Raw genomic sequence first — 20,871 nt, forward strand, 5'->3', positions numbered from 1 at the left:
TCCGCGTGCCAGACCGTAGGCTTGGCGCATGCGTACCGCTTACCACGAGCAACTGGCCGCCCTGACGGACCAGCTCGGCGAGATGTGCGGGCTTGCGGGCGGAGCGATGGAACGCGCCACCCAGGCCCTACTTCAGGCCGACCTGGTGCTCGCCGAGCAGGTCATCACCGACCACGAACAGATCGCCGCGATGAGCGCGCGCGCCGAAGAGGCCGCGTTCGTACTCCTTGCGCTGCAGGCGCCGGTTGCGGGTGATCTGCGGGCCATCGTCAGCTCGATTCAGATCGTCGCCGACGTCGACAGGATGGGTGCGCTCGCGCTGCACGTCGCCAAGATCGCCCGGCGACGTCACCCACAGCACGCGCTGCCCGAGGAAGTCAACGGCTACTTTGCCGAAATGGGCCGTGTCGCAGTCGAATTGGGCAACAGTGCCCAAGAGGTGCTGCTCACCCGTGACCCCGAGAAGGCCGCCCGCATCCGCGAAGAAGACGACGCGATGGACGACCTGCACCGCCACCTGTTCAACGTGCTGATGGACCGCGAGTGGAAGCACGGCGTGACGGCGGCCGTCGACGTGACGCTGTTGAGCCGCTTCTACGAGCGGTTCGCCGACCACGCCGTCGAGGTCGCCCGGCGGGTCATCTTCCAGGTCACCGGCCACTTCCCCCAGGAAGAGGACGTTCCCGCGCCGCACTGACGCGACTACTCGCCGATCACCAGGCGGACGCCCACCTTTCTGGCGTGGGCCAGGTCCGCAAGCACCTTCGTGAGCACCTGTAATTCGGCACTGCTGTAGCGCTTCAAGAAGTCGTGCAGGCCTTGGGTCATCTCGTCGTGCATGCGGCGGTGGACGTCCGTCACCAGCTCACCGTCCGGGGTCGGGCTGAGCTGGACTTCCTTGCGATTGCCGGGGACGGGCGTGCGGGCCACCAGCCCGGCATCCACCAGCCGCTGGACGTGCTTGGACACGGTGCCCTTCAGCTGACCCGACCGCGCGGCGAGTCCGACGACGCTCACGGGGCCCTCGGCGATCGCCGCGAGCAGGTGCATCGACAGCCTGGGTAGCGCCCGGACGGTGGGCGCCAACCGGGCCGGACAGCGTTCCGCCATGAAGTCGCGCTCGGCGTCGCCGTCCTCATCGGTGTCGAACTTGCCCCCCACGACGCCGAGCAGGTCGTCGATGTCCGCGATGAGCGCCGACTTGGTTTTCACGGAAACCATATTGCCAGCTTCGCCATCCGTCGGTACATTGTTTCCAGAGAAACCATTTACCGAAGGGTGGCACCATGAAAGCCGCAGTCGTCGATGCTTGGGGCCACGCACCGGTCTACACCGACCATCCCGAGCCATCCGCCCGCGATGGCGCGGTGGTGGCCACCGTGGAGGCGTCCGCGCTGACCAACCTCACCCGCGGCATCGTGTCGGGAAAACACTACGCCAGCAAGGCGATTGCGCTTCCCGCCATTCCGGGCGTCGACGGAGTCGCCCGGCTGGACGACGGCCGTCGCGTCTACGTAGGCGCGCTGCCGCCGTACGGGATGATGGCCGAACGCACGCTGGTCGACCCGCAGACCGCGCTGGAACTACCGGACGGCATCGATTCCGTGACCGCTGCCGCCATCCCCAATCCCGGCGTGTCCGCGTGGATGTCGCTGGAGCACGCGGCGGCGATCCGACCCGGCGACCACGTACTGGTGCTCGGCGCCACCGGCGTCACCGGCTCCATCGCCGTCCAATTGGCGAAGTCGGCATTCGGGGCTGGACGGGTGGTGGTGGCGGGCCGCGACACCGCCCGCCTGGCATGGTTGCGCGACGTGGGTGCCGACGAGGCCATCACACTCGGCGCCGAAGACGTGGGCGCCCGCGTCGCCGCCCTGCATGCCGAGCATCCGTTCGACGCGGTGCTCGACTACTTGTGGGGCGAGCCTGCCGAACACGTGCTCGAGGCCCTGGCGAGCAACTCATTGGCCGCCGGCTACCACGCCATCCGGTTCGTCCAGATCGGCTCCATGGCCGGGCCAACGTTGAACCTGCCCGCCGGCATCCTGCGCAGTACGGGCATCACGCTGTCGGGCATCGGGATCGGGAGCATGCCGCCCGAGGTGATGGCACGGATGCGCACCGAGGCTCTGCCACGGCTGTTCGCGATGGTTGCGAGCGGTGAACTGCAGCTGCGCACGCGGCAGCGGCCACTCTCCGACGTCGAGCAGGTCTGGACGGCGACCGAGCCGTCGGGCACCCGAGTGGTGCTGACCCCGTGACGGCCTAGCCGAAGCGGCCCGAGATGTAGTCCTCGGTGGCCTTCTGGGTGGGATTGGAGAAGATCTTCTCGGTGTCGTCGATCTCGATGAGCTTGCCGGGTTTGCCGGTCGCCTCGAGGTTGAAGAAACCGGTCTGATCACTGACCCGTGCCGCCTGCTGCATGTTGTGGGTGACGATGACGATCGTGTAGTCCTGCTTCAGCTCGGAGATCAAGTCTTCGATCGCCAGCGTCGAGATCGGATCCAGCGCCGAACACGGCTCGTCCATCAGCAGCACGTCGGGCTGTACCGCGATCGCGCGTGCGATGCACAACCGCTGCTGCTGACCACCGGACAGACCGCCACCCGGCTTGTCCAGCCGGTCCTTGACCTCGTTCCACAGGTTCGCACCCCTGAGCGACCGCTCCGCGACCTCGTGGAGCGTCGCCTTCTTGCGCATTCCCTGCAGCCTCAACCCGGCCACCACGTTGTCGCGAATCGACATGGTGGGGAACGGATTCGGCCGCTGGAACACCATGCCAATGGTCTTGCGCACGCTCACCGGGTCGACGCCTGCACCGTAGATGTCCTCACCGTCGAGCAAGACCGAACCCGTGACGCGCGCGCCGGAGACGACCTCGTGCATGCGGTTGATGGTGCGCAGCAACGTGGACTTGCCGCAGCCCGACGGCCCGATGAACGCCATCACGCTGCGCGGCTGCACCGCCAGCGCGACGTCGGCCACGGCATGGAACGACCCGTAGTAGCAGTTGACATTCTCGAGATCCAGCCGCTTGGCCACCGTGTGCTCCTCAACGTTCTCGGGGAGACTACCCGCGTGAGGACGTCAGGCGCAGATCGATGGGGCGAGCCGGTATCCGGCGCCGCGGATGGTGCGAATGTACTCGCCGTGCTCGGGGTCGGCCCCGAGCTTGGCGCGGAGCCGTTTGACGTGCACGGCAACGGTATTGGTGTGCGAGGGGTGGCCCCACACGGCCGTGCTGATCTCCTCGCTGCTGGCAACGCTGCCGCGGCGCTCGATCAGGAAGACGAGCAGCTCGAGTTCGCGTTGCGTCAGCTGCACGTCGCGCCCGCGCACGCGCGTTTCGTATCCACGCCGGTCGACGTGGATGGGACCGGCGGTGAAGACGGCGGGTTCCAGCGCCGAGTGACCGTTGGTGTCGAGGGCGAACGGGGCGATGGCGGCGATGTCGTAGGGCCGCAGGATGACCGCGGAAGCCCCCGCTGCCAGCGCACGGCGGGCGGGTTCTTCCTCACCGGGGGCTGCGCCGACCAGGATGGGCAGCGTGGATCGGCTGCGGACGGCTGCGGAGATCCGCGCCGCATCGACGGCCTCGGTGTGCGCAGCGATCACCAGGGCGTTGGGCAACTCGGCACCGACGACGAGGAGCGCTTCTGCACCGTCGCGACACCAGGTCGTCTCGATGCCGATCTGTGCTGCCGCTTCGACGAGCTCGGCCGCCATCGCCTGATCGGCTTCGGCGAGGACCAGGCTGCCCCGCGTCGCCGGGCCGTGTCCGTTCACCGTCACCAACGGTACGCACTTCCCCTGTGAGCCAACTGAACTCACACCGTCAGCCGAAGCGCCCGGAGATGTAGTCCTCGGTGGCCTTCTGGGTGGGATTGGAGAAGATCTTCTCGGTGTCGTCGATCTCGATGAGCCGGCCAGGCTTGCCGGTCGCCTCGAGGTTGAAGAAGCCGGTCTGATCGCTGACGCGAGCGGCCTGCTGCATGTTGTGGGTGACGATCACGATGGTGTAGTCCTGCTTGAGCTCACCGATCAGGTCCTCGATCGCCAGCGTCGAGATCGGATCCAGCGCCGAACACGGCTCGTCCATCAGCAACACGTCCGGCTGCACCGCGATCGCGCGGGCGATGCACAGGCGCTGCTGCTGCCCACCGGACAGGCCACCGCCCGGCTTGTCCAGCCGGTCCTTGACCTCGTTCCACAGGTTCGCGCCCTTCAGCGACCGCTCGACGACCTCCTCGAGCGTCTTCTTGTTGCGCACACCCTGCAGCTTCAAACCGGCCACCACGTTGTCGCCAATGGACATGGTGGGGAACGGATTCGGCCGCTGGAACACCATGCCGATGGTCTTGCGCACGCTCACCGGGTCGATGCCGGCGCCGTAGATGTCCTCACCGTCCATCAGCACCGAACCCTCGACGCGCGCACCGGGAAGCACCTCGTGCATCCGGTTCAGCGTGCGGAGCACGGTCGACTTGCCGCAACCGGACGGGCCGATGAACGCCGTCACGCTGCGCGGCGGTACGGACAGTCCGACGTCGGCGACCGCGTGGAAGGAGCCGTAGTAGATGTTCAGATCTTTGAGATCCAAGCGCTTGGCCATAGTTACTCCTCAAGAACTCTCGTTAGCGATTTCGCGCGAGGTACCGGTTGGCGAGCGCGGCCAACAGGTACAGCAGTGCGATCAGCAAGATCAGGGTCAGCGCGGCGCCCCACACGCGCAGTGCGCCGGCTGCCTCAGGGTTGGTCAGTTCGGTGTAGATCAGCAGCGGCAACGACGCCATGTTTCCGTCGAGCACGTCGAAGTTGATCGACCGGCTGTAACCGACGAGCACCAGAACCGGTGCGGTCTCGCCCATCACCCGGGCCAGGGCAAGCAGGATGCCGCTGATGATCCCGGGAAGAGCGGTGGGGATGACGACCCGCAGGATGGTCTTCCACTTCGGAATGCCCAACGCGTAGGAGGCCTCGCGCAGTTCGTCGGGAACGAGCTTGAGCATTTCCTCGGTGTTGCGGACCACGACAGGAAGCATCAGCAGCACCAGTGCAAGCGACACCGCGAAGGCGCTCTGCGGAAACCCGAGTGTCGTCACCCACAACGCAAAGATGAAGAGCGCGGCGACGATTGACGGAACCCCGGCGAGGATGTCGACCATGAACGTCGTCACCTTCGCCAACCGACCCTTGCCGTACTCCACCAGGTAGACGGCGGCCATCACGCCCAAGGGCACGGACAGCACCGCTGCGATGAAGGCCTGGATGATCGTGCCGTACATCGCGTGGTAGACGCCGCCTGCCACCTGTTCGGGCAGCACCCCGGCCAGCGAACGGGTCCACCACGTCGAGGACAGGATCGCCTTGAAACCCTTGGCGACGACGGTGTACAGCAGCCATACCAACGGGATCAACGCGATCAGGAACGACGCGGTGAACAGCGTGCTGGCGAGGTTGTTCTTTAGCTTGCGCTTGACGCTGATCGCATGAAACGTCGGCGCCTTGACGGGCGTGTCGAGCGTGGTTTGTGTCATCCGGCGCTAACCCTTCCTCCGGCTGCGAGACGAGCGAGGGCGTTGACGACGAATGTCAGTGCGAAGAGCACGAAACCGGCCGCAATGTAGGCGCCGGTGGGCAGCGGTGAGCTGAATTCCGCTGCGGCCGAGGCGATCTTGGACGCGAAGGTGTAGCCACCGTCGAACAGAGACCAATGTCCGGCCTGTGCGGCCGTCCGAAGGATGATCAGGATCGCGATGGTCTCACCGAGCGCACGGCCCAGCCCCAGCATGGACGCGGCGATCATTCCGCTGCGGCCGTACGGAAACACGGTCATCCGCACCACTTCCCACTTCGTGGCGCCCAGGGCCTGCGCGGCCTCGACGTGCCCCTTGGGGGTGAGGCTGAAGACTTCCCGGGTCACCGAGGTGATGATCGGCAGGATCATCACCGCCAGCACGATGCCCGCGGTGAAGATCGTTCCGCCACCGGCGAGCGAGACGTTGCCCTTGGAGAAGAGGAAGAACCAGCCCAGGTTGTCGTTGAGGAAGCGCGCCACCGGCGACAGCCACGGCGCAAGCACGAAGATGCCCCACAGGCCGTAGACGATCGACGGCACCGCGGCCAGCAGGTCGACCATCGATCCGAACGGCTTCGCCACCCGTCGCGGGGCGTAGTTCGTCAGGAACGTCGCGATGCCGATGGCGATCGGGACGGCGATCACGAGGGCGAAGACGGAACTCAGCACCGTCACCATGAAGAGGTCCCGGATGCCGAACCGGAGGTTGGCCGCGTCGGTGGTGTTGAACTCAGTGCTGGTGATGAAGTTGACCTGGTCGGCACCCAGTGACGGAATGGCCCTGATGATCAGGAAGAGCGCCATCAACGCGATCGCCGCGATGATCGTCCCGCCCGCGGCGATGGCGATCGAGTGGAAGATCGTGTCGCCGCGCCGACTGTTCCCACTCTTGAGGGTCGACGCCTTGGCTGGTTTGGTCGGCATGGAGCGATTTTCTCCGATCTGACGTGGGCCCGTCGAAATTGACGAGCCCACGTCAGTCGCGTCTGGTGTCAAGGCCATTGCGAGGTAGTGCTCAGGAAATCGCGGCGACGGCGGTCGTCAGCCGGGACTTGAACGCATCCGGGATCGGGATGTATCCGTTGTCCTCGAGGCCCTTTTGGCCGTTGCCGAGTGCCGACGTCAGGAACGCCTTGACGGCCTTGGCGACCTCGGGGTCCGAGTACTTCGAGCACACGATTTCATACGTACCCAGCATGATCGGGTACGAACCCGCCTCGGTGGGCTGGTAGAACGACGCGGTGTCGAGCACGAGGTCGTTGCCCTCGCCCTTGATCTTCACGCCGTTGATCGCCTTGCCTGCGGTCTCGGCGTTGAGCTCGACGGGATCCGGGCCGGCAGACGTGATGATCTTGGCGACCGACAGGCCCTGCGACTTGGCGAACGACCACTCGTTGTAGGTGATGGAGCCCGGCGTGTTCTTGATGGCCGCCGACGTTCCCTCGTTGCCCTTGGCGCCTTCTCCGACACCGCCTGCGAAGGACTTGCCTGCGCCCTTGCCCCAGGCGCCGCCCGACGCTGCGTCGAGGTACTTCTGGAAGTTGTCCGTCGTACCCGACTCGTCGCTGCGGAAGACGACGTTGATCGGCTCGGCCGGAAGGGTTGCGCTCCCGTTGAGCGCCTTGATCTCCGGGGCGTCCCAGGTCTTGACCGCGCCGTTGAAGATCTTGGCCACGGTCGCGCCGTCCAGGACGAGGCCGTCGACGCCTGCCACGTTGTAGGTGACCGCGATCGGGCCGAAGACCGTCGGCAGGTTCAACGCGGGACTGCCGCAGCGCTCGGCCGCCTTGGCGATCTCGCCCTTCGACTCGTTCAGCGGTGAATCGGAGCCGCCGAAGTCGGTCTGGCCGCCGAGGAACTCGGACACGCCGGCGCCGGATCCGCTCGAGGTGTAGTTGAGAGTCTGTCCGGGGCAGTCGGTTTCGTAGGCGGTGACGAACCTGGTCATCGCGTTCGCCTGGGCCGAAGAGCCGCTCGACTTCAGCGCCTTCTTGCCGCCGCAGTCCGCGGCGGCCGCAACGTCACCCTTGGTGCCACCGCTGGTGGTCTCCGTCGAGGCATTGTTGTCACTCCCACATGCCGACAGCAGCAAGGCACCGGCAGCCAGCAGGCTGAGCGCGGCACCCGTCCGATTGGGCTTCACGTAGCTCCTTCAAAGATTCAGGGTGAACGGTCACCGCCGCCACCGGTAGAACGCGCGGATGATGTCCGTCCGCGGGCAGGCCCCATGGCCATCCGCGACAAAACCTAGGCGGCCGTGGTGAATGCCCGACCTTGCTTGGATGAACGCAAGATGAACCGGCGCCCGTCGGCGGGATGACGCCGGCCACCCGGCGGGCTAACGGCGGGTGTACGCCACGTCGGCGCTGAAGACGTCGAATCCCAGCCGCTGATACGTCTTGACGGCCGCCGCGTTGTCGGCCTCGACGTAGAGCATCACGGTGTCGGCCCCGCGCTTCGCGAGATGGTGCAACCCGACGAGAGTCAGGGTGGCGCCGAGCCCGCGGCCCTGCGCCTGCGGGTCCACGCCCACGACGTAGACCTCGCCCAACTCGTGTTCATGCATCTTCGTCCAGTGGAATCCCAGCAACGGCCCACCGCTGGCATCGAAGGCCAGGAACAGTCCCTCGGCGTCGAACCACGGCTCGCCGCGACGCTCGGCGATCTCGGCCTCGGTCCACCCGCCCTGTTCGGGGTGCCAGGAGAACGCCGCGTTGTTGACCCGCAACAGCTCATCGTCGTCGTCAGGACCCGAGTAGGTGGTCAGCCGCACGTCGTGCGCCACGGTCACGGCAGGCAGGTCGGCCAGCGGGCGGCGCATCTGCAGGAGCTCCCTCGCGACGTCGAGACCCATGGCGGTGGCGGTTGCCCGCGCCGGCTCGAGATTGCCGTGTGCCCACACCCGCGCACCGGCGCCGCCCTCGCTGAGGCCCGCTTCGATCAGCGCCGACCCGATGCCGCGCCGACGGGCGGTCGGGTGCACAACGGCCTCCGCCATGGCGGGTGAATCCGGCGTCGCCGCAACGAGATTGAGGTAGCCGACGATGCCGTCGCGCACGCGGGCCACCAAGTGCCGGGTGCGGTCGTGGGGCAGCTCCCGCAGCACCTGATCGCCAACGGGGGCTACGCCGTCATGCCCCGTGGCCGCATCGATCAGGTCCCGGATCCGGTCCTGGTCGACGTTGGACAGCGCCGTCACCCTGCCGATGCTCACGGCCTCGCTGGTGCTCATTAATTGCGCAGGGGGTCGCTGAACGACTCCGGAATCGCGTCGGGCGCCTGGTCGTACCCGTCGGGGTCATCGAGGTCGTCCTGCAGCTCGGCACCAGGGGCAGGCGGCCGGCCACGCGCGGGCCGCACCGCCTTGTAGCCGACGTTGCGCACCGTGCCGATCAGCGACTCGTACTCGGGCCCGAGTTTGGCGCGCAGCCGCCGCACGTGGACGTCGACGGTGCGGGTACCGCCGAAGAAGTCGTAGCCCCACACCTCCTGGAGGAGTTGCGCGCGGGTGAAGACGCGGCCCGCGTGCTGCGCCAGGTACTTCAGCAGCTCGAATTCCTTGTACGTGAGGTCGAGGGGCCGGCCGCGCAGCCGCGCGGTGTAGGTGCCCTCGTCGATGACGAGTTCGCCAAGATTGACCTTGCCGAGGTTTTCCTGGTCGGCGACGCCGCCGCGGCGTCCCACCAACAGCCGCAGCCGGGCGTCGATCTCCGCGGGCCCGGTGCTCGGCAGCAGGATCTCGTCCAAGCCCCACTCGACGTTCACGGCGACGAGTCCGCCCTCGTTCACGACGGCGACAACGGGCACCGACGTCCCGGTCGTACCGAGAAGCCGACACAGCCCGCGCGCGGCGGCCAGATCAGTGCGCGCGTCGACAATCGCCACGTCGGCGGTGCCCGCCTCCAATAGCGATGACACCTCCGTCGGTGCAGACCGCACGTTGTGCGCCAGCAGCGCCAACGACGGCAACACCGATTCGGGGTGTGGGTCGACGGTCAGTAGTAATAGGTCCAACGGGTCCTCCAGCACGCCCGGGAAGATTGCCCGGCTCCATCAACGACGACGGAGTTCCGGTCACCGCCCAGTTTCATGGCTGACACGCGGCCGTTACCGACCAACGATCGTCTAACGATAGCGTGCCACCTGCGAATTAGCCGTGCTGAGCATCAGGGACGGAATCCGGTGGGCAAGAATGTGCAGGTGCGCAAGCTGCTGATCGGCCTTCTAGCGGCGCTGACATCGCTGATCATGGTCGCCGTCGGCGCCGACTTCGGTGCGGCGATCTACGCCGAGTACCGCTGGGCACGCAGCGTACGCACGGCCAACTCCCTCGGGTTCGACCCGTGGGTGGGCATCCTGGGATTCCCCTTCGCCACGCAGCCAGCCGGGCGCGAGTACCGGGAGGTGGAGATCCGCGCCAACGGCGTCGACCACCCCGTCGTGGGCAAGGCGTCGCTCGAGGCGACGTTCCACGACCTCGACCTGACCGGCACGTCCTGGCTGATCGGCCCGGACGCCAAACTTCCGGCCGGCAAGCTGGAGAGCCGGATCATCGTCGACTCGACGCACCTCGGGCGCTTCATGGGCATCAAGGACCTGCTGGTCGAAGCGCCGCCGAAGGAGACCAACGACGCCACGGGCGGCACCACCGAGTCCGGCATCTCCAACAACAAGGGGCTGGTCTTCACCGGAACGCCGACGGCCGCACAGTACGACGAGAAGGTCAGCGTGTCGGTCGACCTGTCCATCGGCGGCGCCGACGCCACCACCTTGGTGTTCACCGCCACCGGGGTGCTGACCGGCGCTGGGACGGCCGATCAGGAGGTGCCCGAGGAGAAGCAGGCCGCCGTACTGAAGGCGTTCAGCGGCAGCATGCCCGGAATGAAGCTGCCCTTCGGGATCGGGCCCACCAGCGAGGGGGCCAGGGGCTCGGACGTCATCATCGAGGGGATCACCACGGGAGTAACCGTGCCGCTCGGGGGGTTCAGACAGTCATGAGTACGTCACTGGCCATCGTGATCACGGTGCTCATCGCGGCACTGGGCCTGGCATACGTGATCGGCCGGCTGATGACGCTGCGAGCCGGGATGATGCGCGAGACGGCCCACGACGCCGCCGACGTCGACACCACCGACCTGGGGTTGTCAGGCACCGGACCGACGGTAGTGCACTTCAGCGCGGTGTGGTGTGGCCCGTGTGCGGGGGTCCGCCGGGTGGTCAACCAGGTGTGCACCGAACTGCCGGCGGTGGCTCACGTCGAGATCGACATGGACGCCAATCCCGCGGCGGCGCGGCGGCTTTCGGTGCTGTCGTTGCCGACTACCTTCATCTTCGACGCCGGCGGTCGCCAGCGATACCGCACCAGCGGCGTTCCCACGGCCGCTGACCTGCGCTCCGCGCTCGAACCGCTATTGGCTTGACGGCTTCGTTTTTTACCGTGGACTTGGGTAAGCTGACGGGCGTGCCAACCCGCCTCGAGCTCCGGCTCACCAAGCGCCGCGCAGTTGATCTGTGCCGCGTCGCGGGTTGCTGCTGTTGTTGTTGTAGCTGCTGAGTAGCCGCGCCCCCACTTCGCGCCGCGCTCGGAGCAGCCTTGGTGGCCTGCTCGCAACCCGACATTGACAACATCAGGAGCATTCATTCTCGTGTCGAACATCACAACCGGACCACAACAGGTCGACGTCCGGGGTCCCCGCTTTGCGGCCTGGGTGACCACGTTCGTCATCGCGGCCACGCTCATCGTCTCGGCGTTCAGCACCGCCGCCGCGGCCGTCATCCTCGGCCTCCAGGCCGTGGTGTTCGCCATCGGTGCGGCGGCAGGCCCGCGCCAGCATCCCTACGGCCGGCTCTTCGCCACCTTCGTCGCTCCGCGGCTGGGCCCGGTCACCGATCGCGAGCCCGTCGCACCGCTGAAGTTCGCCCAGTTCGTCGGCCTCCTGTTCGCGGTCGTCGGCGCGGCCGGCTTCGCGGCGGGGGTGACGGCGCTGGGTCTCACGGCGACCGCCTTCGCGTTGGTCGCCGCGTTTCTCAACGCCGCCTTCGGCATCTGCCTTGGCTGCCAGCTGTACCCGCTCGTCACCCGTCTGCGACGCACACCCACATCCGTCTGAACTTCAAAAGCAAGGCAATCGAAAGGATTCCGTACATGGCTCGCTCCGACGTCCTGGTCACGACTGACTGGGCCGAGAGCAATCTCGACGCACCGAACATCGTCTTCGTCGAGGTCGACGAGGACACGTCGGCCTACGAAGGCGGCCACATCAAGGGCGCCGTCCGGCTGGACTGGAAGACAGAGCTGCAGGACCAGGTCAAGCGTGACTTCGTCGACCAGCAGCAGTTCTCGAAGTTGTTGTCCGACAAGGGCATCAGCAACGACGACACGGTGATCCTCTACGGCGGCAACAACAACTGGTTCGCCGCCTACGCCTACTGGTACTTCAAGCTGTACGGCCACCAGGACGTGAAGCTGCTCGACGGCGGCCGCAAGAAGTGGGAGCTCGACGGCCGCCCGCTCGTCACCGAGGTGCCCTCCCGGCCCTCCACGTCGTACTCCGCACAGGCGCCGGACAACAGCATCCGCGCGTTCCGCGACGAGGTCATCGCCGCGATCAACAACAAGAACCTGGTCGACGTGCGGTCCCCCGACGAGTTCTCGGGCAAGATCCTCGCTCCCGCGCATCTGCCGCAGGAGCAGAGCCAGCGGCCCGGGCATATCCCCGGCGCCATCAACGTTCCGTGGAGCAAGGCGGCCAACGAGGACGGCACGTTCAAGTCCGATGAGGACCTGGCGAAGTTGTACGCCGAGGCCGGCTTGGACGGCCAGAAGGAAACCATCGCCTACTGCCGGATCGGTGAGCGCTCGTCGCACACCTGGTTCGTGCTGCAGGAACTGTTGGGACACGAAAACGTCAAGAACTACGACGGCAGTTGGACGGAATACGGCTCCCTCGTTGGGGCCCCGATCGAGTTGGGAAGTTGATATGTGCTCTGCACCGAAGCAAGGACTGACGTTGCCCTCCAGCGTTGACCTCGAGAAGGAAACGGTGATCACCGGCCGCGTCGTCGATGGCTCCGGCCAGACCGTGGGCGGCGCGTTCGTGCGCCTGCTCGACGCCAGCGACGAGTTCACCGCCGAGGTCGTCGCGTCGGCCACCGGTGACTTCCGGTTCTTCGCCGCGCCGGGCACCTGGACGCTGCGCGCCCTGTCGCCTGCGGGCAACGGCGACGCCAGCGTGGCGCCGTCCGGAGCGGGAATCCACGAGGTCGACGTCAAGGTCGCCTGACCTCACCGTCGCCTGGGACTGGCGGGGATGGGCGCGGCCCCGGTCGCGCCGCTCCGCCCCGCCGGAACTAGACTCGTCATCGTGGTGCTCTTCTTCGAGATCCTGCTCGTCGCGGCGGTTGTCGTCATCACCTGGTTCGCGCTCTACGCGCTGTACCGCCTGGTCACTGACGACTAGTGACCCCCGAGGACAAGCAGGCGGGCGCAGTTCCGCCGCGCTCCGGGGACCGCGCCGTCGCGGCCGCCGCCGAGCGGGCGAAGACCACGGCCGCCCGCAACGTTCCGGCCTTCGGCGACCTTCCGCTGCCCGCCGACACGGCCAATCTCCGCAAGGGCGTCGGACTCAACGACGCACTTCTCGCTCTGCTGCCCCTCGTCGGAGTGTGGCGCGGCGAGGGCGAGGGCCGCGACGCCCACGGCGACTACCGATTCGGCCAGCAGATCATCGTGTCCCACGACGGCGGCGACTATCTCAATTGGGAGGCGCGCTCCTGGCGACTCTCCGAAACCGGCGAATACGAGGCACCGGACCTGCGTGAGACCGGCTACTGGCGGTTCGTCGACGACCCGACCGATCCCGGCGAATCGCAGGCCATCGAACTCCTGCTGGCCCATTCCGCCGGTTACGTCGAACTGTTCTACGGCAGCCCGATCACCCAGTCGTCCTGGGAGTTGGTGACCGACGCGTTGGCCCGCAGCAAGTCCGGTGTCCTGGTCGGCGGCGCCAAGCGTCTCTACGGCATCGTCGAGGGCGGCGATCTGGCGTACGTCGAGGAGCGGGTGGACGCCGACGGCGGCCTGGTGCCGCACCTGTCCGCCCGGCTGGCGCGGTTCGTCGGCTAGTGCGGCTCACTCCCCTGGCTGCGGCCGTCCTCGCCGCGTGCGCGCTCAGCACGGCGTCGTGCGCCTCGTCGACCGACCCGCAGCCCGCACCGACGACGAATGCACCCGCCGCCGGTCACGGCTCCTACGCGTCATGCCTCGCCGACCACGGCGTGCAGGCACCGCCGCTCGGTCCGGGGGCGCCCGCCGGCGTCGACCCGCAGACCTGGGCGCAGGCCCAGCAGGCCTGCGCGGACAAGGCGCCGGGCCCCGTCTCCTAGCGGGCGCGGGCGACCCCAGACATGGAGCGGCCCCCGAGCCTTGGTTCCTGGTATGGACGGACCGAGGGGCTCGGGGGCCGGGTGGCTGCGGGGAATTCGCCAGCGCGCGCAGGTAATTCACTTGCACGTTGAGCAACGAATACGCCCGGCGCTGCTAGCTGGCAGCCACCTCACATGTCCATGAGTCAATCGAAATCTCGGACCACCTCCTCTCCTGTGTACGAGCGACCGTACTCCCGAAGCGGGAGACCGACAACCGATTTTCGCCCTCCGCTCAATCGGCACGCAGGATGGCGGCGTCGACCAGGTCGGTCACCTCCGCCGCCCTCGGCGCCTGGCGCAGCGGCGCCCCGTCCAGGGTGTGCACGCGGGCGGCCAACGTCACACTCGACAGCAACCAGACACCTTGAGCGGCAACGAGATCCGCGACGCCGAACTGCTGCTCCTGGCAGGCCAGCCCGCGGCCACGTGCCTCGACGAACAGTGCCCCGACGGTGGTGCCCGGCAGGATCGGCAGCGACGCGGGCGGGGTGAGGAGTTCGCCGTCTTCGGTGGCGATGAGGACCGCCGAGCGCGGCCCCTCGAGCACGGTGCCGTCGGCGGCGACGAACACCACGTCGTCGGCTCCGATGCGCTGGGCGTGCCGCAACGCCGCCGCGTTGGCGGCGTACGACAGCGACTTCACGCCGGCCAACGACCAGGGGGCGCTGGCGGAAGGTCCACGCTCGAGGGTCACGGCTGCGATGCCGTCCCGCCGCGCGGTCACGGCCCGCTCGGGAACGGCCGACACCGTGACGAAGGCCAGCGTTCGGGCCCGGCCGAGCAGCAACCGCAGCACCGCATCCCCGGGATGCGCCCAGTTCCCCACCGCGGCAGCGACGGCGTGCCGCCACCGCGCCGGCTCCGGTGCGGGCAACCCAGTGATCGCGGCCGAGGTGGCCAGCCGCGCCAGGTGCGCGCCAAGCAGGCAGGGTCGCCCGTCGCGGACCAACACCGTCTCGAACACCCCGTCGCCGCGCAGCAGCATGGGATCGTCGGCACACACCGACGCGGCCCGTGGGTCGATCACCAGCCCGTCGAGCGTGACGACGACTGTTCCGATCACCACGAGCACCGAGGGTAAACGCTCAACCGAACTCCGTAGAGTTGAGTCATGTCCGCCGTACCCACACCCGACGCCAGCCCCGACTCAGGCGCCGTGTGGCATTACGGCGACCCGCTCGGGGAACAACGCTCCGCTGCAAAGGCCGCCGTGATCGTGGATCGCTCGCACCGCGCGACGCTTCGACTGACCGGAAACGATCGGCGCACCTGGCTGCACAGCATCTCCAGCCAGCACGTCAGCGAACTCCCCGACGGGGCCGTCGTCGAGAATTTGAGCCTCGACGGCCAGGGCCGTGTCGAAGATCACTGGGTACAGACCGAAGTCGACGGCGCCACGATCATCGACACCGAGCCGTGGCGTGCCGAGCCGTTGCTGGCCTACCTCCGCAAGATGGTGTTCTGGGCCGACGTCGTCGTCGAACCGGCCGATCTCGCGGTGTTCTCGCTGCTCGGGCCCGGCCTGCGGGACCAGGCGGTCCTCACGGCCCTCGGGGTCGACGAACTGCCCGCACCGGCCACCGCCACCCCGCTGGCCGGCGGCGGCTTCATTCGGAGCGTGCACGACGGCGAGGTGGACGTGGTCGTCCCCCGCGACGCGGCAGCCGACTGGCAGGCCAAGCTGGTCGCCGCGGGTGTCCGGCCAGCAGGCGTCTGGGCGTACGAGGCGCATCGGGTGGCAGCGGTGCGCCCCCGCCTTGGCGTCGACACCGACGAGCGGACCATCCCGCACGAGGTCGGGTGGATCGGCGGGCCCGGCGAGGGCGCCGTCCACCTGGACAAGGGCTGCTACCGCGGCCAGGAAACCGTCGCGCGGGTCCACAATCTGGGCAAACCGCCGCGCATGCTGGTCCTTCTGCACCTGGACGGCGAGTCCGACCGCCCCGTCACCGGGGATCCGGTGCTGGCCGCCGGGCGCGCCGTCGGGCGGCTCGGCACCGTCGTCGACCACGTCGACCTCGGTCCGATCGCGCTGGCCTTGGTCAAGCGGGGCCTGCCCGCCGACCTCGAACTGACCACCGGCGGCGAGTCTGCGGTGGCCGCCGCGATCGACCCGGATTCGTTGCCGGTGGACGACGGAGTGGGCGCCGGACGGCTCGCGGTGGAACGACTTCGCGGCCGTTCGCGTTGAACCGGGAGCTTCGGTAGGCGCCGCTGGGCCGGGGCTGCCAGCACGGAACCGGAGGGCACGGTAAAGTGTTGTCAGGACGATAAAACACACTCAGATCGGAGCCGCCTGATAATCGGGCCGCTCCGTTATTGCGCGAGGGGGTCCCTCATGGGCCGCGGCCGGGCAAAGGCAAAGCAGACCAAGGTCGCACGTGAGCTCAAGTACAGCTCACCGCAGACCGACTTGAGGCAGTTACAGCGGGAGCTGTCGCACGCTCCCGATGACCCCATCGGCGGCACGAGTGACGTACCCGATGACTTCATCGAAGAGGATGACTGGCGCCGCTAGTCGGCTTCTGGTCATGCCTCACGGCGTGACCAGAAGCGCAGCTTGATCAGAAGCGCGGGTGCTGTCCGACCAAGTGCGCGCGCGACTCACCCTTGGCGCCCTTGTTGACGGTGCCGAGGATCCAGCAATCGAGGTGGCGGGCGGTCAAGATCGCCAGCGCACGGTCGGTGTCCTCCGGTGCGACGATTGCGACCATCCCGACGCCCATGTTGAACGTCCGGTCCATCTCGGCGCGGTCGATCCGTCCACGCTGGGCGATCATCCCGAACACCGGCGCGGGCGTCCACGTGCCGCGGTCCAGTTCGGCCGTCAGGCCGTTGGGGATCACCCGCTCGAGGTTGCCTGCCAAACCGCCGCCCGTGACGTGGCAGAAGGTGCGGACCTGCGTCTCGGCGGCCAGCGCCAGGCAGTCCTTGGCGTAGATGCGGGTGGGCTCGAGAAGTTCCTCGCCGAGTGAACGGCCGAACTCCTCGACGTGCCCGGCCAGGTTCATCCTGTCGATTTCGAGCAGCACCTTGCGGGCCAGCGAGTAACCGTTGGAGTGCAAGCCGGTGGACGCCATGGCGATCAGCACGTCGCCCGGTTTGACCCGCTCGGGGCCCAACACGTCGTCGGCCTCCACGACGCCGACGCCGGTGGCCGACACGTCGTAGTGGTCGGGCGCCATCAGGCCGGGATGTTCGGCGGTCTCGCCGCCCAGCAGGGCGCATCCGGCGATCACGCAGCCGTTGGCGATGCCCGACACGATCTCGGCGACCCGTTCCGGGACGGTTTGCCCGACGGCGATGTAGTCCTGCAGGAAGAGCGGCTCGGCACCGCAGACCACCAGGTCGTCGACGACCATGGCGACCAGGTCGAGCCCGACGGTGTCGTGCTTGTCCATGGCCTGCGCGACGGCCAGCTTGGTGCCGACTCCGTCGGTCGAGGAGGCCAGGAGGGGCTCGCGGTAGTCGCCCCGTAGGGCGAACAGCCCGGCGAACCCGCCGAGGCCACCGCGGACCTCTGGCCGCGTGGCCTTCTTGGCCAGTGGTTTGAACAGTTCGACGGCACGGTCGCCCGCTTCGATGTCCACCCCGGCCGATGCGTAGGAGGCGCCGTGCGGTTCGGCTTGCCCGTCCTTGACCGTCATCGCTGATTCGCCCGCTGACCCTCGCTCATCGCGCCCAAGGTTACCGGTCCAAACGATCGGGGTGTACACGTAGCCGTCTGGCAACTTCGGCAAGTCGGCCCACGTGCACCGGTCCCATGTGACACCCTGACCGGTCATGAGCAAACTTCGCTGGTGGGCACCCGTCGCGGCTGTGGCATTCCTGGTCCCGACGGGGCTCGCCGCCCCGGCGTCGGCAACGCCCGGTTCACTCGTCGAGGTGGAGACATTGTCGCAGGCCACCGTCAAGGGTGAGGACTACGTCACCAAGCAGATCACGATCGCGCCGGGCGGCAGCACGGGGTGGCACTGGCACCCGGGACGGGTATTCGGCGTGATCCGCGAGGGCACGTTGACCCACGACGCGGCCAACTGCGAGGAGGACGGCGTCTATCCCGCCGGCTCCCCCGTCACCGAGGGCACCGGCCCCGACAACGTGCACCTGGGCCGCAACCTGGGTCCGGATCCCCTGGTGATGTGGGTGACCTACATCGTTCCGGCCGGTAGCCCGCTCACCACGGACGTGCCGAACCCGGGCTGCCCGTTCGAGTAAGGGGTGCGCCGGCCATCGGCGGTATGCCCCACCGATGCCGGACGAAGCGATGCGCCGCTGCCTGGTGACCGGGGCGACCGGCTACATCGGTGGGCGGCTGGTCCCGAAGCTGCTGGAGCGCGGCCACACCGTGCGGGCCCTGGCCCGCAATCCCGACAAGCTCGACGCTGCCCCGTGGCGCGACCGGGTCGAGGTGGCGCGCGGCGATCTCGGCGACGTCGACACGCTGACCGCGGCGTTCGACGGCATCGAGGTGGTGTACTACCTCGTCCACTCGATGGGGACGTCGTCGGACTTCGTCCGGGAGGAGGCCCGGTCGGCCCACAACGTGGTGACCGCCGCCGAGCGGACCGGGGTGCGGCGCATCGTCTACCTCTCGGGACTGCACCCGGACGGTGAACTGTCCGCCCATCTTCGGTCGCGCACCGCGGTGGGCGACATCCTGATTGGATCCGGCATCGAGACGGTGGTGCTGCAGGCGGGCATCGTCGTCGGGTCGGGTTCGGCGTCGTTCGAGATGATCCGCCACCTCACCGACCGGCTACCGGTGATGACCGCTCCGAAGTGGGTGCACAACGAGATTCAGCCGATCTCGATCGACGACGTCCTCCATTACCTGGCGGAGGCGGCCGACGTGCCCGTGCCGGAATCGCGGACGTGGGACGTCGGCGGACCCGACGTGCTCGAGTACGGCGATGCGATGCAGGGCTACGCCGACGTGGCCCGGCTGCGCAGGCGGATCATCGTGGCGCTGCCGCTGCTGACGCCGTGGCTGGCGAGCTGGTGGGTTGGGCTCGTCACGCCGATTCCGTCGGGACTCGCGCGGCCGCTCGTCGAATCCCTGCACTGCGACGCGGTGTGCAGGGAGCACGACATCGATACCGTCATTCCGCCGCCGCCGGGAGGGCCGACGGGTTATCGCGAGGCCGTCACGCAGGCGCTGGAGCAGGACGGGACCACGGCCACCGACGAACGCCGCCGCCTACTGCGGTTCAGTTCGACTGTGCCGCAATGACTTTCGATGGAGTTCAGGGCCGCCGGAGCGCCGAGGCGTTGTCGTTGTCGGACTGGACCGGCTGAATCGGGATGCCGGTCCGCGCCGCGGTGGCCAGCATCTGTTCGACCACGTTCTTGCCGAGCGCGCTCTCTCCGGGCAGTTCGATCGGGTAGTTGCCGTCGAAGCACGCCGAGCACAGCCGCGTCGCGGGCTGCTCGGTGGCGGCGATCATGCCCTGGCGGCTGATGTAGCCGAGCGAGTCGGCGCCGATGGCCCGCCGCACTCCGTCGACCATCTCGTCCTCGTCGGCCTCGAAGCTGGAGGCGTTGGCGATCAACTCGGCAGGGGTGGCGAAGTCGATGCCGTAGAAGCAGGGCCACTTCACCGGCGGCGACGCGATCCGCACGTGCACCTCGACGGCGCCCGCCTCGCGCAGCATCCGGATCAGCGCGCGCTGCGTGTTGCCGCGCACGATCGAATCGTCGACGACGATGAGCCGCTTGCCGCGGATGACTTCCTTGAGCGGGTTGAGCTTGAGCCGGATGCCGAGTTGGCGGATGGTCTGCGAGGGCTGGATGAAGGTGCGCCCGACGTAGGCGTTCTTCATCAGGCCCTGGCCGTAGGGGATTCCCGAGCCCTGGGCGTAGCCAACCGCGGCCGGCGTGCCCGACTCGGGGACGCCGATCACGAGGTCTGCCTCGACGGGCATCTCGCTGGCCAGCCTCCTGCCGATGTCCACGCGGGTGGCATGGACGGACCGGCCGCCGATCACGCTGTCCGGCCTGGCCAGATACACGTACTCGAATACGCAGGCCTTGGGCGTCGGGTTGGCGAATCTCGTCGAACGCACGCCGTCGGCGTCGATGGCCAGCAGCTCACCGGGTTCGATGTCGCGGACGAACGAGGCGCCGACGATGTCGAGGGCGGCCGTCTCCGACGCGACCACCCAGCCACGATCGAGGCGACCCAGCGACAGCGGCCGCACGCCGTAGGGGTCGCGCGCCGCGTAGAGGGTGTTCTCGTCCATGAAGGTGAGGCAGAACGCACCCCGGACGGTCGGCAGCAGTTCCAGCGCGGCCTGCTCCAGCGTCGCGTCCGCGGCACCGTGGGCCAGCAGCGCCCCGAGGATGTCGGAGTCGGTGGTGGCCGCTGCGGCCCCGCGGGTGTTGATCAGTCCGGCGTCACGGGCGCGTGCCGCGAGTTCGGTGGTGTTGACCAGGTTGCCGTTGTGCCCGAGGGCGACGCCGGTGCCTGCCGACGTGTTGCGGAACACCGGCTGGGCGTTCTCCCACGTCGTCGAACCCGTGGTGGAGTAGCGGCAGTGCCCGATGGCGACGTGGCCCTCCATCGCGGCCAGCGTCGGCTCGTCGAACACCTGACTCACCAGGCCGAGATCCTTGAAGACGAGCACCTGCGAGCCGTCGGCGACGGCGATGCCTGCCGCCTCCTGGCCACGGTGTTGTAGCGCATAGAGACCGAAGTACGTGAGCTTGGCCACTTGTTCGCCAGGTGCCCAGACGCCGAAGACGCCGCACTCTTCTCGGGGTTCGTTCTCCGGCGGTGCGATCTGCTCGGCGGTCACGATCAGGCTGCTCCCTGGGGGCTGTGGGTGACAGTGGTGAGTCTACGGTGCACACCGGCCGAAGGTGGA

Annotated in this window: 26 protein-coding genes; 14 read left to right on the plus strand and 12 right to left on the minus strand. The window is 68.0% G+C overall.

What is annotated here, in order from left to right:
• Positions 1-28 precede the first annotated feature (28 nt).
• A complete protein-coding gene (phoU, locus tag N536_RS0108140; RefSeq protein WP_029113159.1) occupies positions 29-697 on the plus strand; it encodes a phosphate signaling complex protein PhoU in 669 nt (222 codons plus the stop codon).
• A 5-nt stretch (positions 698-702) separates the two neighbouring features.
• Here the strand turns inward: phoU and N536_RS0108145 are convergent, their stop codons facing one another.
• The gene (locus N536_RS0108145; RefSeq protein ID WP_029113160.1) at positions 703-1,212 is read right to left on the minus strand and encodes a MarR family winged helix-turn-helix transcriptional regulator; all 510 of its coding nucleotides are present in this window, start codon (positions 1,210-1,212) and stop codon (positions 703-705) included.
• Positions 1,213-1,286: 74 nt separating this feature from the next.
• On the opposite strand from N536_RS0108145, the gene N536_RS0108150 reads away from it, so the two are divergent.
• On the plus strand, positions 1,287-2,261 hold the full coding sequence (locus N536_RS0108150; protein ID WP_029113161.1) for a zinc-binding alcohol dehydrogenase family protein: 975 nt from the start codon (positions 1,287-1,289) through the stop codon (positions 2,259-2,261).
• 4 nt (positions 2,262-2,265) lie between these two features.
• On the opposite strand, the gene pstB (N536_RS0108155) is transcribed toward N536_RS0108150, so the two are convergent.
• The 8 genes from pstB (N536_RS0108155) to N536_RS0108190 form a co-directional block, all read right to left on the minus strand.
• Entirely contained in the window at positions 2,266-3,042 is a 777-nt protein-coding gene (pstB, locus tag N536_RS0108155; RefSeq protein WP_029113162.1) for a phosphate ABC transporter ATP-binding protein PstB, read from the minus strand.
• 45 nt (positions 3,043-3,087) lie between these two features.
• Positions 3,088-3,726, minus strand: a complete 639-nt coding sequence (locus tag N536_RS0108160) for a response regulator transcription factor (RefSeq protein ID WP_081809121.1) — start codon at positions 3,724-3,726, stop codon at positions 3,088-3,090.
• Positions 3,727-3,835: 109 nt separating this feature from the next.
• Entirely contained in the window at positions 3,836-4,612 is a 777-nt protein-coding gene (gene pstB / locus N536_RS0108165; RefSeq protein WP_029113164.1) for a phosphate ABC transporter ATP-binding protein PstB, read from the minus strand.
• A gap of 22 nt (positions 4,613-4,634) precedes the next feature.
• A complete protein-coding gene (gene pstA / locus N536_RS0108170; protein ID WP_029113165.1) occupies positions 4,635-5,537 on the minus strand; it encodes a phosphate ABC transporter permease PstA in 903 nt (300 codons plus the stop codon).
• Positions 5,534-6,502 (minus strand): phosphate ABC transporter permease subunit PstC, encoded by a 969-nt coding sequence (gene pstC / locus N536_RS0108175; RefSeq protein ID WP_029113166.1) that lies wholly within the window; start codon positions 6,500-6,502, stop codon positions 5,534-5,536. The genes pstA and pstC overlap by 4 nt, the downstream gene beginning before the upstream one ends.
• Before the next feature lie 91 nt (positions 6,503-6,593).
• Complete coding sequence (pstS, locus tag N536_RS0108180) at positions 6,594-7,721, minus strand: phosphate ABC transporter substrate-binding protein PstS (RefSeq protein WP_029113167.1); 1,128 nt, start codon at positions 7,719-7,721, stop codon at positions 6,594-6,596.
• A gap of 195 nt (positions 7,722-7,916) precedes the next feature.
• Positions 7,917-8,810 (minus strand): mycothiol synthase, encoded by an 894-nt coding sequence (gene mshD, locus N536_RS0108185; RefSeq protein ID WP_036435773.1) that lies wholly within the window; start codon positions 8,808-8,810, stop codon positions 7,917-7,919.
• Positions 8,810-9,592 carry a response regulator transcription factor gene (locus N536_RS0108190; RefSeq protein WP_029113169.1) on the minus strand — a complete coding sequence of 261 codons (783 nt, stop codon included), beginning with the start codon at positions 9,590-9,592 and terminating at the stop codon, positions 8,810-8,812. Before N536_RS0108190 ends, mshD begins: the two co-directional genes overlap by 1 nt.
• Before the next feature lie 168 nt (positions 9,593-9,760).
• Here N536_RS0108190 and lmeA point away from each other — a divergent pair, with 168 nt between their 5' ends.
• The 8 genes from lmeA (at position 9,761) to N536_RS0108230 (ending at position 13,963) form a co-directional block, all read left to right on the plus strand.
• Positions 9,761-10,576 (plus strand): mannan chain length control protein LmeA, encoded by an 816-nt coding sequence (gene lmeA, locus N536_RS0108195; RefSeq protein ID WP_029113170.1) that lies wholly within the window; start codon positions 9,761-9,763, stop codon positions 10,574-10,576.
• Positions 10,573-10,998, plus strand: coding sequence for a thioredoxin family protein (locus tag N536_RS0108200; RefSeq protein WP_029113171.1), 426 nt, complete (start codon positions 10,573-10,575; stop codon positions 10,996-10,998). The genes lmeA and N536_RS0108200 overlap by 4 nt, the downstream gene beginning before the upstream one ends.
• Positions 10,999-11,039: 41 nt before the next feature.
• Entirely contained in the window at positions 11,040-11,132 is a 93-nt protein-coding gene (locus N536_RS43490; protein ID WP_369798394.1) for an Ms5788A family Cys-rich leader peptide, read from the plus strand.
• A 91-nt stretch (positions 11,133-11,223) separates the two neighbouring features.
• Positions 11,224-11,688: a DUF4395 domain-containing protein gene (locus N536_RS0108205; protein ID WP_029113172.1), complete on the plus strand. Its 465-nt coding sequence runs from the start codon at positions 11,224-11,226 to the stop codon at positions 11,686-11,688.
• Between the two features lie 35 nt (positions 11,689-11,723).
• Positions 11,724-12,557, plus strand: coding sequence for a sulfurtransferase (locus N536_RS0108210; RefSeq protein WP_029113173.1), 834 nt, complete (start codon positions 11,724-11,726; stop codon positions 12,555-12,557).
• A gap of 1 nt (position 12,558) precedes the next feature.
• Positions 12,559-12,861 carry a DUF1416 domain-containing protein gene (locus N536_RS0108215; RefSeq protein WP_029113174.1) on the plus strand — a complete coding sequence of 101 codons (303 nt, stop codon included), beginning with the start codon at positions 12,559-12,561 and terminating at the stop codon, positions 12,859-12,861.
• Positions 12,862-13,037: 176 nt separating this feature from the next.
• Positions 13,038-13,703, plus strand: coding sequence for an FABP family protein (locus N536_RS0108225; protein WP_029113176.1), 666 nt, complete (start codon positions 13,038-13,040; stop codon positions 13,701-13,703).
• Positions 13,703-13,963, plus strand: coding sequence for a hypothetical protein (locus N536_RS0108230; RefSeq protein WP_029113177.1), 261 nt, complete (start codon positions 13,703-13,705; stop codon positions 13,961-13,963). The genes N536_RS0108225 and N536_RS0108230 overlap by 1 nt, the downstream gene beginning before the upstream one ends.
• Before the next feature lie 274 nt (positions 13,964-14,237).
• Here the strand turns inward: N536_RS0108230 and N536_RS0108235 are convergent, their stop codons facing one another.
• On the minus strand, positions 14,238-15,071 hold the full coding sequence (locus N536_RS0108235) for an aminodeoxychorismate lyase (protein WP_036435873.1): 834 nt from the start codon (positions 15,069-15,071) through the stop codon (positions 14,238-14,240).
• Positions 15,072-15,116: 45 nt separating this feature from the next.
• Between N536_RS0108235 and N536_RS0108240 the strand changes: the two genes are divergently transcribed.
• Together N536_RS0108240 and N536_RS0108245 are read left to right on the plus strand one after the other, a co-directional pair.
• Entirely contained in the window at positions 15,117-16,196 is a 1,080-nt protein-coding gene (locus N536_RS0108240) for a folate-binding protein YgfZ (RefSeq protein ID WP_029113179.1), read from the plus strand.
• 147 nt (positions 16,197-16,343) lie between these two features.
• Entirely contained in the window at positions 16,344-16,523 is a 180-nt protein-coding gene (locus tag N536_RS0108245; RefSeq protein ID WP_029113180.1) for a DUF3073 domain-containing protein, read from the plus strand.
• A 46-nt stretch (positions 16,524-16,569) separates the two neighbouring features.
• On the opposite strand, the gene purM is transcribed toward N536_RS0108245, so the two are convergent.
• Complete coding sequence (gene purM / locus N536_RS0108250) at positions 16,570-17,652, minus strand: phosphoribosylformylglycinamidine cyclo-ligase (RefSeq protein WP_029113181.1); 1,083 nt, start codon at positions 17,650-17,652, stop codon at positions 16,570-16,572.
• 136 nt (positions 17,653-17,788) lie between these two features.
• Here purM and N536_RS0108255 point away from each other — a divergent pair, with 136 nt between their 5' ends.
• Together N536_RS0108255 and N536_RS0108260 are read left to right on the plus strand one after the other, a co-directional pair.
• The gene (locus N536_RS0108255; RefSeq protein ID WP_029113182.1) at positions 17,789-18,223 is read left to right on the plus strand and encodes a cupin domain-containing protein; all 435 of its coding nucleotides are present in this window, start codon (positions 17,789-17,791) and stop codon (positions 18,221-18,223) included.
• 34 nt (positions 18,224-18,257) lie between these two features.
• Entirely contained in the window at positions 18,258-19,238 is a 981-nt protein-coding gene (locus N536_RS0108260; RefSeq protein ID WP_029113183.1) for an NAD(P)H-binding protein, read from the plus strand.
• Positions 19,239-19,251: 13 nt separating this feature from the next.
• Here N536_RS0108260 and purF read toward each other — a convergent pair whose 3' ends face one another.
• A complete protein-coding gene (gene purF / locus N536_RS0108265) occupies positions 19,252-20,802 on the minus strand; it encodes an amidophosphoribosyltransferase (RefSeq protein ID WP_029113184.1) in 1,551 nt (516 codons plus the stop codon).
• Positions 20,803-20,871: the final 69 nt, after the last annotated feature.

The sequence above is a fragment of the Mycobacterium sp. URHB0044 genome, assembly GCF_000620625.1.
Taxonomy (GTDB): domain Bacteria; phylum Actinomycetota; class Actinomycetes; order Mycobacteriales; family Mycobacteriaceae; genus Mycobacterium.